Consider the following 12,384-nt stretch of genomic DNA (forward strand, 5'->3'; position numbering starts at 1 on the left):
TAGTGACAGCGGCATGCGTTAGCCACGTGGCAGGGACCGGCCACTGTCATCCTTGCTCTGGAATCTCTGTGTGGGGTCCCGACGTCGGCACCATCCAGGGTCACATCGCGGGGGATGTGATCATGGATGGCACCGCTGTGCCTGCGGACCCGCTCCGGTAGCGTTGGCGGCTCAGTCCAGCGCAGGAACCAGGAGCACACGCAGATGGCACGAGGCGGACCACAGAACCCGAGCGACTGGGTGACCCGCGCTGCCGACGACGCCGTGCGCCACGCCGGACCGGACGCCGAACTGATCACGGTGGCCTCCGGCATCAGCCCGTCGGGGCCCATCCACCTGGGCAACCTGCGCGAGTTCCTGACCGTCCACTTCGTCGCCGAGGAGCTGCGCGGCCGGGGCCTGGCCGTGCGCCACCTGCACAGCTGGGACGACTACGACCGGTTCCGCAAGGTTCCGGCAGGCGTCGACGAGGCCTGGAACGAGCACATCGGCCGCCCCCTGTCCGCCGTACCCGACCCCTGGGACTGCCACCCCAGCTGGGCCGAGCACTTCAAGGAGCCGCTCCGGGAGGCGCTCGCGGCGATGGGCTGCGAGATGGACGAGGTCAGCCAGACCGAGATGTACAACGCCGGCACCTACCGCGAGCAGATCCAGCTGGCTGCCCGCCGTCGTGGCGACATCGAGGCCGTGCTCGCGCGCTACCGCACCAAGGCCGCACCGGTCGCCGAGTCCGAGCAGGAGGCCGCCGCCCTGGCCGACTCCGTGACCGCCGACGACTCCGATGAGGCAGACGGCGCCACCGGCACCGCCGACGACCTGGCCCGCTTCCCGTTCAAGCCCTACTGCCGCGACTGTGGCCGCGACACCACCACCGTCACGTCGTACGACGACGACACCGCCGACCTCGCGTACACGTGCAGCGTGTGCTCGTTCTCGGGCGTCACCAACCTGGCCACCCAGGACGAGGGCAAGCTGGTCTGGAAGGTCGACTGGCCGATGCGCTGGGCCTACGAAGGCGTGAACTTCGAGCCCGCCGGGGTCGACCATGCCTCCCCCGGTTCCTCACACACCGTCGGCAAGGAGCTGGTGAAGACCATCTTCGGCGGGCGCGCCCCGTCGTTCTTCGGCTACTCGTTCGTCGGCGTGGCCGGCATGGCCAAGATGTCGTCGTCCAGGGGCGGCGTGCCCACCGCGGCCGACGCGCTCAAGGTGCTCGAGGCGCCGATCCTGCGTTGGCTCTACGTGCGCCGCCAGCCCAAGCAGGCCTTCAACGTCGAGTTCGGCGACGAGGTCCTGCGGCTGTACGACGAGTGGGACGCGCTGGGACGCAAGGCTGCCGACCCGGCCAAGCGGGACGCCCAGGTGCTCGCCTTCGAGCGCGCCTCGGCCACGACCACCGCCGGACGCCTGACCACACCGCCTGTGGTCGTGCCGTTCCGCACACTGGCCTCCGTGGCCGACGTGACCGCCGGGTCGGCCGACCTGATCAGCGACATCATCAGCAACGTCGGCCACGCGCACGACTCGGTCGACGACCTGCAGCCCCGTCTCGACCGGGCCATGGCCTGGACCGCCGGACGCGACCCCGAGGACCGCACCACGGTGCGCACCGCACCTGACGCCGACCGCCTGGCCGCACTGACCGCCGACGAGGCGCAGTGGATCTCGTTGCTCCTCGAGAACCTGCCGGCCTCACTCGACCTCGACGAGGTGACCTCGGTGGTCTACGGCGTGCCCAAGCTGGCCCACGGGCTGGCGGTCGACGACGCCCCGACCGACGAGGTCAAGGCCGACCAGAAGGCGTTCTTCAAGCTGCTCTACAACCTGCTGGTCGACAAGGACCGCGGCCCGCGGCTGCCCACGCTGATCGTGGCGCTGGGCCTCGACAAGGTGCGCACGCTCCTCGCCCCCTGACCCCGACCTGCACGTGTAACGCGGGGTTATGGTCGCTCCGCACGCGTCGTACGACGTGCGAAGCGTCAACACCACCGCTCAAGAGCCGCCGAGCGGGCGCGTTCAGCTCACCAGGAACACGGCCGGCAGCGCGATGAGCGCGACCAGCACGGAGGCCCCGGCGGCCATGGCGACCTCGCGGCCGCGCAGCGCCGAGAGGCACTTGCGGTCCAGGGCGTGGCCGAGCGCGAACATCGCGGCGGCCAGGGCGAGGGACTGCACCACGCCGGCGACGTCGAGCAGCTGGTCGGGCAGCGGCAGCCAGGTGCGGGCCACGGTGCCGAGGATGAAGACGGCCACGAAGGCGGGCATCAGCGGTGGGCGGACGGCGCCCTCGACCTCGGCGCCCCGTCGGCGGTCGGCCCACGTCAGCGCGGTGAGGACGGGTGCGAGCATCAGGACCCGGCCGAGCTTGACCACCACGGCCACCTGCAGCGCGGCCCCACCCAGCAGGCCACCGGCGACGACGACCTGGCCGACCTCGTGGATCGAGCCACCGGCCCAGGCTCCGGCTCCCACGACGTTCATCCCCAGCGCGGTGGCGATCGCCGGGAGCACCAGCATCGCCGTACTCCCGAACGCCACCACGAGGGCGACCGCCGAGGCGACGTCCCTCTCCTCCGAGCGGCGTACGCCGGCCACGGCGGCGACCGCGGCCGCACCGCAGATCGAGAAGCCGCAGGCGATCAGCAGCCGACGGCCGGGCGGTACGCCGAGCGCCCGCCCCAGGCACAGGCTGCCGGCGATGCCGCCGACCACCACGGCGACGATGACCAGCACCATCGCCCACCCGAGGGCGAACACGTCGGAGAGCACGAGCTGCAGGCCGAGCAGCGCGACGCCGATCCGCAGCACCCGGCGCGAGGCCACGGCGAGACCGGGGGCCGTGGCCGCCGAGGGCTGACGGAGGTTGCCGACCACGACACCGAGCACGATCGCGACGAGCACGGGGCTGAGCTGCGGGACGAGCCGGTGGCCGAGCAGCCCGGCCGCGCCACCCGCCGCCGCCAGCAGCAGACCGGGCCAGATCGTCGCGGGCCGCTGCGCGGTCGTCGACGGCGGGCTGGTCACGATGGCGTCGTTGAGGGAGGTCACCCTTCGAGGGTCGCGCCGGACGGTCGTTCCCGGTAGCCGTCATTTCGACATGGACTCATGCGCTGTTGATATGGCTCTGGGGCAGGTCATATCCTTCTTGCATGCCCACGGACCGTCCCGACCTCACCGCGCTCGAGCTGTTGGTGCGCGTCGGTGAGCTCGGGTCACTCGGTGGGGCGGCCCGAGCCCTCGACATGGCCCAACCCAACGCCAGCCGCGCCATCGCCCGCCTGGAGCGCCAGCTGCGCGTGGTGCTGGTGCACCGTTCGGCCACGGGATCCCGGCTCACCACCGAGGGGAGCGTGGTGGCCGAGTGGGCCCGCGAGGCCCTGGCCGGGGTCGATCGGGTCGTGGTCGGAGCCCGGTCGCTCGCCGACGACCACAAGCCGCACCTGACCGTGGCGGCCAGCCTGACCATCGCGGAGTACCTCGCTCCCAACTGGCTGGCCAGGCTGCGCCGGCACCACTCCGAGCTCCAGGTGAGCCTCGACGTCGGCAACTCCCACGACGTGCTCGACGCGGTGCTCGCCGCCCGGGTGCCCCTGGGTTTCGTCGAGTCGCCGTACGTGCCACGCACCGTCGGGTCGACGATCATCCGGCACGACCGACTGGTGGTGATCGTGGCGCCCGACCACCCGTGGGCGCGGCGGCGCCGGCCGGTCACCGCGGCCGAGCTGTCCGCGACCCACCTGATCCTGCGCGAGGCCGGGTCCGGCACCCGCGACACCCTCGAGGCGGCACTGGCCCGGGCAGGTCACCGGGTCAGCGAACTGGAGATGGAGCTGGCCAGCACCGCCGCGGTGAAGGCCAGCGTCGCTGCCGGCACGGCCCCGGCGGTGCTCAGTGAGCTCGCGGTCGCCTCGGAGGTGTCCAGCGGGTCCCTGGTCTCGGTGCCCCTCGACGAGGAGCTCGACCTCGGACGCCCCTTGCGGGCGGTGTGGCCGCGGTCGAGCCGGCCGACCGGCGTGGCCGCGGACGTCGTACGCATCGCCCGCAGCCGGCGCTGAAGGTCAGCCCAGCAGCTCGTCGTACGCCGTCGGGCTCGAGTCGCGCAGGAACTCCGAGCAGCGGTCCCACTCGGCCTGCTCGCCGATCGCCCGGGCGCTCTTGGCGAGGAGCGCCAGCGAGCGCAGGAAGCCGCGGTTCGGCTCGTGCTCCCACGGCACCGGGCCGTGGCCCTTCCAGCCGTTGCGGCGCAGCATGTCGAGGCTCCGGTGGTAGCCGACCCGCGAGTAGGCGTAGACGGTGACGTCGTCGGCGCCCTGCTCGACGGCCTGCTCGGCCATCGCGGCCCAGGCGAACGGCGACTCCGGGTGGGCGCGTACGACGGTCGCGGGCGGCGTGCCACCGACGAGGTCTGCGGCGGCGGGGTCTTCAGGGAGGTGGGTGGGCGGGGGTCCCGCCATCAGGTCCATGTGGCTCATGCGGCCAGCCTGTCACGCCCGCTCCCGGGACTCTGCCTCAGGACTGGAGGTCGAGGCTCTCGGTCAGGCGACGCAGCTCGGCCACGTGGGCGACGAAGGCGCGCCGGCCCTCCTTGGTGATGCCGGCCCAGGTGCGCACCCGCCCACCACCCGTGGGCTTGTCGAGCTTCACGTAGCCGGCATCGGCGAGCACCTTGAGGTGCTTGCTGACCACGGAGTCGGCCACGCCGAGACTGTCTCGAATCGTGGCGAACTCGGCCTTCTCCACGTTGACCAGCAGCGCGCAGATCTGCAGCCGGTTGGGCGCATGGATGACCTCGTTGAACTCAGGCCCGCCTGTCATCGCGCGACTCTGTCTGCCCGCAGGTCCGTGCGCAGGTCCGTGCGCAGGTCGGCGCGCAGCGCGGCGTCGTACGACCGGCCGGCGACGACGGTGAAGACGAAGACGAACCCGGCCACGCCGAGGACCACGCCCTGGGCCGGCTCGGCGATGATCAGCCACAGCAGGGAGCCGACGAGGCCGACGCCGAGAATCGTCAGCATCAGCTTGCTGCGCGGACCGACCGGGCTGCTGATCGAGATGCCGGTCATGTGCGCGTAGAGCCTGGCCAGGCCGAGGCTGGCGGCGATCACGACCAGTGCGAACGGCACCCGGAACCACGAGTCGCGGAGCTGCTCGAGGCCGTGGACCAGCACCATTCCGGTCATCAGCACCGCGAGCACCGGGTGGTGGAACCACGGCGTGACGAGCCGGTCGGCGAGGTCGGCGCGAGTGTCGCCGATGGCGTCCAGGGCCTCCGAGGCCTGCATCCGCTCATTGTTTTCCATGTTGGAAAGCCAATCACTTTCCGCAACGGAAAGCAATGGAGCACTATTCAAGGAATGGTTTGTGGGTGCAAGGGTGTTGAATCGAGTCGTGACCGACACCAACACCACTCCGGCCCAGGTCTCCGACGACGTCAGCCCGTGGCCGGCGCTCTTCGCCCTCTGCCTCGGCTTCTTCATGATCCTGGTCGACATGACGATCGTGAGCGTCGCGACGCCCGACATCATGAGCGACCTCGACGCCGAGGTGAACTCGGTGGTCTGGGTGACCAGTGCCTACCTGCTGGCCTACGCCGTACCCGTGCTGATCACCGGCCGGCTCGGCGACCGGTTCGGCCCCAAGCGGCTCTACCTGGCCGGGCTCACGGTGTTCACGATCGCGTCGCTGTGGTGCGGGTTGACCGGCACCGTCGAGATGCTGATCGGGGCCCGCGTCCTCCAGGGCTTCGGCGCCGCGATGATGGCCCCGCAGACGATGGCGATCATCACCCGCATCTTCCCGGCCGCCCGTCGCGGCCAGGCGATGTCGCTGTGGGGAGCCACCGCCGGTGTCGCCACCCTGGTCGGCCCACTGCTCGGCGGCGTACTGGTCGGCTCCCTCGGCTGGGAGTGGGTGTTCTTCGTCAACATCCCGGTCGGCATCGTCGCCTTCGTCCTCGCCCAGCGCCTCGTGCCCAATCTCGACACCCACCAGCACTCCTTCGACTGGCTCGGCGTCGCGCTCTCCGGCGTCGGCATGTTCTGCCTGGTCTTCGGCATCCAGGAGGGCCACCAGTACGACTGGTCCGGGATCACCGGCGTGATCACCGTGTGGCGGCTGATCATCGCCGGCCTCGTCGTGCTGGCCGTCTTCGTGTTCTGGCAGTCGCGCAACCGGCGCGAGCCGCTGGTGCCGCTGCGCCTCTTCCGCGACCGCAACTTCTCGGTCTCCAACCTGGCCATCTCGACGATGTCGTTCGCGATCACCTCGATCGGCTTCCCGTTCATGCTCTACGCCCAGCTGGTGCGCGACCTCTCGCCCACCCGGTCCGCACTCCTGCTGGTGCCGATGGCGCTGGTCAGCATCGTGCTCGCCCCCGGGGTCGGCAAGCTCATCGACCGGATCCACCCGCGCACCATCACCGCCCTCGGCTTCCTCGGCGCCTCGGCCTCGCTGTTCTGGCTCTCCCGCGTGATGACGCCCGACTCCTCGACGTGGGAGTTCATCGCACCGATGGCCCTCCTCGGCGCCGGCAGCGCCTGCGTCTGGGCCCCGCTGACCGCCACCGCCACGCGCAACCTGCCGATGAACCTGGCCGGTGCCGGTGCCGGCGTCTACAACGCCACGCGCCAGGTCGGCGCCGTGCTGGGCTCGGCGGCGATCGCCGTACTCATGGATGCCCGGCTCGCCTCTCACCTGCCCGGCGTCGACGCCGGCCCGGAGGCCTCCCTGTCGGGGTCACTGCCCGAGCAGGTGCACGCGCCGTTCAGCCAGGCGATGGCCGACGCGATGCTGTTGCCCCCGGCCGTCCTGCTGGTCGGCTTCGCCGCCGTCCTGTTCTTCGCCAAGCCCAGCCACGAACGCTGACCCCGCCCTCCCCCGTGTAACGCGGGGTTACCGTCGCTCCACACGCGTTCTGACACGGGCGAACCGTCAAGAGCACCGCCCAAGTGCCAGCGTTGACGGATCAGCCCGCCGTACGTTCCAGCCGCTTTCTGTCCACACGCAGGACTGTGCAGCGTTCATCCACAGGTCGCGCGTTCTCCTCAGCACGCACGGCGAGACACGTGGACGCTCACTGCATGCGCCCTGACCTCGCCATCCATGCAAACCTGCAACACGGACTCGTGACTCGCATCCAGGCAATGGCGGCCGGCTACACAGAACGCGAGCTGCGCACACTCACCGGTCACGGCGGCGCGTGGGTGACGGTTCGGCGCGGCGTCTATGTCGCCCGGAACACCTGGGAGTCGCTCGATGATCGTGAAGGGAAGCCCCGACTTCGAGTGCTCGCGGCGCACCTGACCATGAACCGACCGCACGCCGTCAGTCACAGGTCGGCCGGCTTGCTCCACGGGCTGCCGATGCTCGAGGTCCACGACACGTTGGTGCACGTCACTCGCCCGGGTGTCACCGGGTCCCGCACCGAACACGGCGTCAAGCATCACCTCGCCCACTTCGCCCCCGACCAGGTCGTCGACCTCAACGGCGTCCACGTGCTCGATCTCGCGCGCACGGCCGTCGACATCGGGCGAGAGCACGGCTATCGCCACGGCCTGGTCGCCTGTGACTCAGCCATGCAGCTGGGTGCCACCAAGAACGAACTCTGGACGGCAGTGGACGCGATGGAGCACTGGCCCCACGTCGTGCGATCCCGCAGCGCCGTCCAGGACTCCGACTCCGGAGCCGAGTCGGTCGGCGAAACGCTGGCTCGCGAACTCGTCCAGAGTCTTGGTGTCGGCCCCGTCCAGACCCAGTTCTCGGTGGTCACGAACGGGCACGTGTATTGGGTGGACATGCGAGTGGGTCGTCACCTGATCGAGTTCGACGGCAGAGTCAAGTACCGAGGCCGAGCGGAGGGCGGGGTGGCCAACCTGTCCGCGGGTGAGGTGGTGTGGGCCGAGAAGAAGCGCCAGGAATCGGTCTGCGCGGAGGGCTACGGCATGTCGCGCCTCATCTGGGCCGATTTCTGGGGAGATCAGCGCGCATCGGCCGCGGCGCGGGTGCGTCGCGAATTCGCGATCACGACGACCCGGTTCGGCACCGATCTGCCTCCCGGGTACGTGCCGATCCCTCGCCACCCCGTTCAGCGGTCTGCCTGAATTCGACCGGCGTCCGATGGAATGCGCCGTACACCGGCACTTGCGCGGTGCTGTCGACGGTTCGCCCGTGGCACAACGCGTGTGGAGCGACCGTAACCCCGCGTTACTTGCGGGGAGCGGGGGTCAGGAGAGGGAGGTGCCGGCGGAGCGCAGGTTCTCGCAGGCCTCGACCACGCGGGCGGCCATGCCGGCCTCGGCGGCCTTGCCCCAGGCGCGGGGGTCGTAGGCCTTCTTGTTGCCGACCTCGCCGTCGACCTTCAGCACGCCGTCGTAGTGCGCGAACATGTGCGCGGCGGCCGGGCGGGTGAAGGCGTACTGGGTGTCGGTGTCGACGTTCATCTTGATGACACCGAAGTCGACCGCGGCCGCGATCTCCTCGGGCGACGAACCGGACCCACCGTGGAAGACCAGGTCGAACGGCTTGGCACCGGGCTCGAGGCCGAGCTCGTCGACGACCGCCTTCTGGGCGATGTCGAGGATCTCCGGGCGCAGCTTGACGTTGCCGGGCTTGTAGACGCCGTGCACGTTGCCGAAGGTCAGCGCGGTCAGGTAGCGGCCCTTCTCGCCGATGCCGAGCGCCTTCACGGTGGCCAGCGCGTCGGAGGGCGTCGTGTAGAGCTTGTCGTCGATGGCGCCAACCACGCCGTCCTCCTCGCCGCCGACCACGCCGACCTCGATCTCGAGGATGATGCGCGCGGCGACACAGGCCTCGAGCAGCTCCTCGGCGATGACGAGGTTCTCGTCGAGGTCGATCGCCGAGCCGTCCCACATGTGGGACTGGAACAGCGGCTGCTCGCCACGCGCCACCCGCTCCGCGGAGAGCGCGACCAGCGGCCGGACGAAGCCGTCGAGCTTGTCCTTGGGGCAGTGGTCGGTGTGCAGCGCGACGTTGACCGGGTAGTTCTTGGCCACCTCGGCGGCGTACACCGCGAAGGCGACGGAGCCGGTGACCATGTTCTTCACCGACGGGCCGGAGAGATATTCCGCGCCACCGGTCGAGACCTGGATGATGCCGTCGGAGCCCGCGTCGGCGAAGCCCTGGAGCGCAGCGTTGAGCGTCTGCGACGACGAGACGTTGATGGCCGGGTAGGCGAAGCCGTCGGCCTTGGCCCGGTCGATCATCTCGGCGTAGACCTCGGGGGTGGCGATGGGCATCTCTGAGCTCCTCGATTGCGCTGCGGCGGTCGGCCGCCAGCCTAGCCTGCGACGAACGTGCGGTGACCTAAACCCCGAGCGGGGTGCCATGCGTCCTAGGAAGTGACAGGGTCGAAGAAACGAGAGGACCACCTCATGCGCAAGGCCGAACGCGACGCGGCGTTCAGTGAGTACGTCGCCGCACGCCAGGGCTACCTGCGCAGGTTCGCCTACACCCTGACCAGTGACTGGGGTCGAGCCGAGGACCTGCTGCAGACCGCGCTCACCAAGATGTACGTCGCGTGGCCGCGACTGCGCGACGACCGGGCCCACGACGCCTACGCGCGTCGGGTGATCCTCAACGCCCACATCGACGACCACCGAAGACCCGCGCGACAACGCGAGTCGCCGGGCCTCGACGGACTCGATGCACCCGCCCCGCCAGGCAGTGACCCCGACGACCGGTCCAGCCTGCTGGCGGCGCTCGACACCCTGCCGCCGATGCAGCGCAAGGTGGTCGTGCTGCGCCACTGGCTCGACTTCTCCGTCGAGCAGACCGCCCACGAGCTCTCGATCGCGCCCGGCACGGTCAAGGCCCACACCCACCATGCCCTGAACAGCCTGCGCGCCGCCCTGGGTGAAGAACTCCCCGAGATGACGAGGAACTGACATGCCTGACCTCCACGACCGCTTCGACACGCTCTTCGACGACGAGCCGCAGCACCGGCCCCTCGACGTACACCTCACCAACGGCCACAGGGCGCTGCGCCGGCGGCGCCTCTCGACGGGCGCGGCCGCCCTGGCCGTGATGACCGTGATCGGCGGCGGCGCGTACGCCGTCCAGGGTGACCCGGACAAGGGAAACGACCGCGACACCACCACCGTGGCGAGCCAGACCCCCGACACCACACCGCCCGACCCGAACCAGCAGATCGTCGAGACCTGCCACGAGGCCGACGGTCGCAACGGCGGCACCAAGTACCTCTGGCGCGGAGGTGCCCCCGAGGTGATGGCCTCGATCGTCACGTACGACGGCAACACCCGCGCCTACCTGCGCTCGGGCAACCAGAAGTTCTGGGGCGAGTGCTACATCGACAGGGGCAGCTCCGAGGCCTTCGTGATGCCCGCCTATCGGATCGCCCCCGACCCGCAGATCTCGAACCTCGGCTACGGATACGGCGTCGGCCAGGCCTGCGACCCGGACCGTGACGTGGTGCCCGGCTGCGGCAAGTTCGTCGCCACCCATGAGGGTCGACGTGACCCGGCCGTGGCGCGGGTCGAAGTGCGGTTCTTCGACGGCAAGTGGGAGAAGGTCGACGCCAACGAGGGCTACTACTACGTCGAGCACGTCGGCACCCTGCCCGACGACATCACCTGGGCCAAGGACGGCATGCCCCTGCGCAACGGCCAGAACATCGACGACGTGATCAACCGGATCAAGCTGTTCGACGCGGACGGCACGCTGATCGCCTACTGGGACGCCAGCCAGAACCGCAACGGCATCAACGCACCCAACGACGCGGGCGTCGGTGAGCTCGAGGACTACCCGATGATCCAGTCCAAGCTGGCCGGCCCCGACGGCGACCGCAACTTCCCTGGCTGATCCGGAGATTTCCCAACGCTCGTTGACAACCGTCGCCGACATCGCGCCGTACTCCTTGATGAACCACAAGGACCACGGACGGGGAGAGCACCATGGACGACCACCACGACATCTTGGACCGGCTCGAGGACGCCATCGGCGACGGCCCGGCCCATCGCCCGATCGACGCACGACTCTCCGCGGGGCGCGCGGCGCTGCGACGCCGGCGTGCTGCGGTCGGCGTGGGCGCCCTGGCCATGGCCGCGGTGCTCGGCGGCACGGCCTGGGTGGCCCTGCCCGGCAGTGACCCCCAGGTGACCAACCGCGACGACGCACCCGCGTTCGCCGGTGACCCGGAGGCCGACGCCGACACCGCCAAGCCGGTCCTCACTCCCGACCGGGTGATCTACCGGACCCCGGCACCGACGCCCCAGCAACGCGCGGAACTCCTCGGCGGGGGCAGCTTCCTGGCCTTCGCCTGGGAAGGCACGGACCTGCTGGTGCGGCCCGGCTGGACCTTCGTGCGCCGCCTCGACGGCTTCGCGAAGGGACAGGTGTCCGTCGCAGCGACCATGAGGTCGCCGCAGGGCGAGCTCAGCAACATCTTGATGCTCGCGCCCGGCAACGGCATCTGGTCACCCGCCAGGTCGGCCGACCGCCTCGAACCCTGGGCGAGACACCAGCTCAAGCGGCTGCGCGACGACGCCGCCGCGAACACCGACGACTCCGACATGCCCGGCACGGTCGACGGCTCGGGACTCGTCAAGATCACCGGAGAATCCCTTGCCCCGGTTGGGGAAACCACGATCCTCGACCAGCGGACCCAGCCCGACCTCCCAAACAACTTCGCGAAGGCGGACGACCCGAGCTGGGTGGCCCAGGTCCGCGACGACAGCGGCGCGGAGTGGTTCGTTCTGGTCCGCACTGTCGACGGTTCCGACGACTACATGGCGGTCCCGGCCGCCGACGCCGGCAACCCCTCGACCCTCGACGCCTTCCTCGACTGGGCCCGACCCCGCTACGAGTCCGAGGTCGGCGTGCGATGAGCCTGCTCACCGGGCTGACCGCTCGGCGTACCCGCCGCGAGGCGGAGTACGTCGAGTACGTCGCCGCACGTCAGGGCCAGCTGCGCCGCATCGCCTATGCGATCTGCGGCGACTGGCACCAGGCCGACGACCTGCTGCAGGTCGCGCTCACCAAGCTGTACGTCGTGTGGCCGCAGGTGCGCATGAACGAGAACCCGGACGCCTACGTGCGACAGATCCTGGTGCGCACCAACATCGACGAGCACCGGACCCGGCTGAGGCGGCCACAGACCGTCGAGCTGGACGAGGGCATGGACGCCACGGCCCCGACGGGCATCGGGCCCGAGGAACGCTCGGAGCTGTTCGACGCCTTGCAAGGCATGCCGGAGATGCAGCGCAAGGTCGTCGTCCTGCGGCACTGGCTGGGCCTCGACGTGCAGGAGACCGCCGACGAGCTGGGCATCTCGACGGGCACGGTCAAGAGTCACACGTCGCGCGGGCTCGAGGCGCTGCGCGCCCTGTTGGAGCAGACGACCTAGGGCAT

The 12,384-nt window shown here is 70.2% G+C and carries 14 protein-coding genes; 8 read left to right on the top strand and 6 right to left on the bottom strand.

All coding sequences use genetic code 11. The annotated features are described in order from the left end of the window. Positions 1–204 precede the first annotated feature (204 nt). Positions 205–1,914 (top strand): lysine--tRNA ligase, encoded by a 1,710-nt coding sequence (lysS, locus tag ASD30_RS15090; RefSeq protein ID WP_056682971.1) that lies wholly within the window; start codon positions 205–207, stop codon positions 1,912–1,914. A 102-nt stretch (positions 1,915–2,016) separates the two neighbouring features. On the opposite strand, the gene ASD30_RS15095 is transcribed toward lysS, so the two are convergent. Next, on the bottom strand, positions 2,017–3,048 hold the full coding sequence (locus ASD30_RS15095; RefSeq protein WP_056682974.1) for a YeiH family protein: 1,032 nt from the start codon (positions 3,046–3,048) through the stop codon (positions 2,017–2,019). 101 nt (positions 3,049–3,149) lie between these two features. Here ASD30_RS15095 and ASD30_RS15100 point away from each other — a divergent pair, with 101 nt between their 5' ends. Next, positions 3,150–4,055, top strand: a complete 906-nt coding sequence (locus ASD30_RS15100; protein ID WP_056682976.1) for a LysR family transcriptional regulator — start codon at positions 3,150–3,152, stop codon at positions 4,053–4,055. Between the two features lie 3 nt (positions 4,056–4,058). Here ASD30_RS15100 and ASD30_RS15105 read toward each other — a convergent pair whose 3' ends face one another. From ASD30_RS15105 to ASD30_RS15115, 3 genes are read right to left on the bottom strand one after another with little or no spacing between them, the layout of a single operon-like run. Beyond that, positions 4,059–4,472, bottom strand: a complete 414-nt coding sequence (locus tag ASD30_RS15105) for a DUF3151 domain-containing protein (RefSeq protein ID WP_056682979.1) — start codon at positions 4,470–4,472, stop codon at positions 4,059–4,061. Positions 4,473–4,509: 37 nt separating this feature from the next. After that, positions 4,510–4,815 (bottom strand): transcriptional regulator, encoded by a 306-nt coding sequence (locus ASD30_RS15110; protein WP_056682982.1) that lies wholly within the window; start codon positions 4,813–4,815, stop codon positions 4,510–4,512. After that, positions 4,812–5,300, bottom strand: a complete 489-nt coding sequence (locus ASD30_RS15115; RefSeq protein ID WP_156393661.1) for a hypothetical protein — start codon at positions 5,298–5,300, stop codon at positions 4,812–4,814. Before ASD30_RS15115 ends, ASD30_RS15110 begins: the two co-directional genes overlap by 4 nt. An 88-nt stretch (positions 5,301–5,388) precedes the next feature. Here ASD30_RS15115 and ASD30_RS15120 point away from each other — a divergent pair, with 88 nt between their 5' ends. After that, positions 5,389–6,864 carry a DHA2 family efflux MFS transporter permease subunit gene (locus tag ASD30_RS15120; protein ID WP_056682989.1) on the top strand — a complete coding sequence of 492 codons (1,476 nt, stop codon included), beginning with the start codon at positions 5,389–5,391 and terminating at the stop codon, positions 6,862–6,864. Positions 6,865–6,930: 66 nt separating this feature from the next. On the opposite strand, the gene ASD30_RS27975 is transcribed toward ASD30_RS15120, so the two are convergent. After that, a complete protein-coding gene (locus tag ASD30_RS27975; RefSeq protein ID WP_442938239.1) occupies positions 6,931–7,179 on the bottom strand; it encodes a HofP DNA utilization family protein in 249 nt (82 codons plus the stop codon). Here ASD30_RS27975 and ASD30_RS15125 point away from each other — a divergent pair. Beyond that, positions 7,080–8,099 carry a type IV toxin-antitoxin system AbiEi family antitoxin domain-containing protein gene (locus tag ASD30_RS15125; RefSeq protein WP_056682991.1) on the top strand — a complete coding sequence of 340 codons (1,020 nt, stop codon included), beginning with the start codon at positions 7,080–7,082 and terminating at the stop codon, positions 8,097–8,099. The two genes, ASD30_RS27975 and ASD30_RS15125, sit on opposite strands and share 100 nt — an antisense overlap. 123 nt (positions 8,100–8,222) lie before the next feature. Here ASD30_RS15125 and fbaA read toward each other — a convergent pair whose 3' ends face one another. Next, positions 8,223–9,254, bottom strand: a complete 1,032-nt coding sequence (gene fbaA, locus ASD30_RS15130) for a class II fructose-bisphosphate aldolase (RefSeq protein WP_056682994.1) — start codon at positions 9,252–9,254, stop codon at positions 8,223–8,225. A 135-nt stretch (positions 9,255–9,389) separates the two neighbouring features. Here fbaA and ASD30_RS15135 point away from each other — a divergent pair, with 135 nt between their 5' ends. The 4 genes from ASD30_RS15135 (at position 9,390) to ASD30_RS15150 (ending at position 12,379) form a co-directional block, all read left to right on the top strand. Continuing rightward, the gene (locus tag ASD30_RS15135) at positions 9,390–9,902 is read left to right on the top strand and encodes a SigE family RNA polymerase sigma factor (RefSeq protein WP_056682997.1); all 513 of its coding nucleotides are present in this window, start codon (positions 9,390–9,392) and stop codon (positions 9,900–9,902) included. A 1-nt stretch (position 9,903) separates the two neighbouring features. Further along, positions 9,904–10,836 (top strand): hypothetical protein, encoded by a 933-nt coding sequence (locus tag ASD30_RS15140; RefSeq protein ID WP_056683000.1) that lies wholly within the window; start codon positions 9,904–9,906, stop codon positions 10,834–10,836. Between the two features lie 92 nt (positions 10,837–10,928). Next, complete coding sequence (locus ASD30_RS15145) at positions 10,929–11,861, top strand: hypothetical protein (protein WP_056683003.1); 933 nt, start codon at positions 10,929–10,931, stop codon at positions 11,859–11,861. After that, positions 11,858–12,379, top strand: a complete 522-nt coding sequence (locus ASD30_RS15150; RefSeq protein WP_056683006.1) for a SigE family RNA polymerase sigma factor — start codon at positions 11,858–11,860, stop codon at positions 12,377–12,379. The genes ASD30_RS15145 and ASD30_RS15150 overlap by 4 nt, the downstream gene beginning before the upstream one ends. Positions 12,380–12,384: the final 5 nt, after the last annotated feature.

The sequence above is a fragment of the Nocardioides sp. Root140 genome (assembly GCF_001426745.1).
Taxonomy (GTDB): domain Bacteria; phylum Actinomycetota; class Actinomycetes; order Propionibacteriales; family Nocardioidaceae; genus Nocardioides.

What these genes read in the sequence shown, in the direction of transcription:
- lysS (WP_056682971.1), top strand. Translation starts at nt 205, where the DNA reads ATGGCACGAGGCGGACCACAGAACCCGAGCGACTGGGTGACCCGCGCT.
- ASD30_RS15100 (WP_056682976.1), top strand. Translation starts at nt 3,150, where the DNA reads ATGCCCACGGACCGTCCCGACCTCACCGCGCTCGAGCTGTTGGTGCGC.
- ASD30_RS15110 (WP_056682982.1), bottom strand. Translation starts at nt 4,815, where the DNA reads ATGACAGGCGGGCCTGAGTTCAACGAGGTCATCCATGCGCCCAACCGG.
- ASD30_RS15115 (WP_156393661.1), bottom strand. Translation starts at nt 5,300, where the DNA reads ATGGAAAACAATGAGCGGATGCAGGCCTCGGAGGCCCTGGACGCCATC.
- ASD30_RS15150 (WP_056683006.1), top strand. Translation starts at nt 11,858, where the DNA reads ATGAGCCTGCTCACCGGGCTGACCGCTCGGCGTACCCGCCGCGAGGCG.
- ASD30_RS15140 (WP_056683000.1), top strand. Translation starts at nt 9,904, where the DNA reads ATGCCTGACCTCCACGACCGCTTCGACACGCTCTTCGACGACGAGCCG.
- ASD30_RS15125 (WP_056682991.1), top strand. Translation starts at nt 7,080, where the DNA reads ATGCGCCCTGACCTCGCCATCCATGCAAACCTGCAACACGGACTCGTG.
- ASD30_RS15135 (WP_056682997.1), top strand. Translation starts at nt 9,390, where the DNA reads ATGCGCAAGGCCGAACGCGACGCGGCGTTCAGTGAGTACGTCGCCGCA.
- ASD30_RS15145 (WP_056683003.1), top strand. Translation starts at nt 10,929, where the DNA reads ATGGACGACCACCACGACATCTTGGACCGGCTCGAGGACGCCATCGGC.
- fbaA (WP_056682994.1), bottom strand. Translation starts at nt 9,254, where the DNA reads ATGCCCATCGCCACCCCCGAGGTCTACGCCGAGATGATCGACCGGGCC.
- ASD30_RS15105 (WP_056682979.1), bottom strand. Translation starts at nt 4,472, where the DNA reads ATGAGCCACATGGACCTGATGGCGGGACCCCCGCCCACCCACCTCCCT.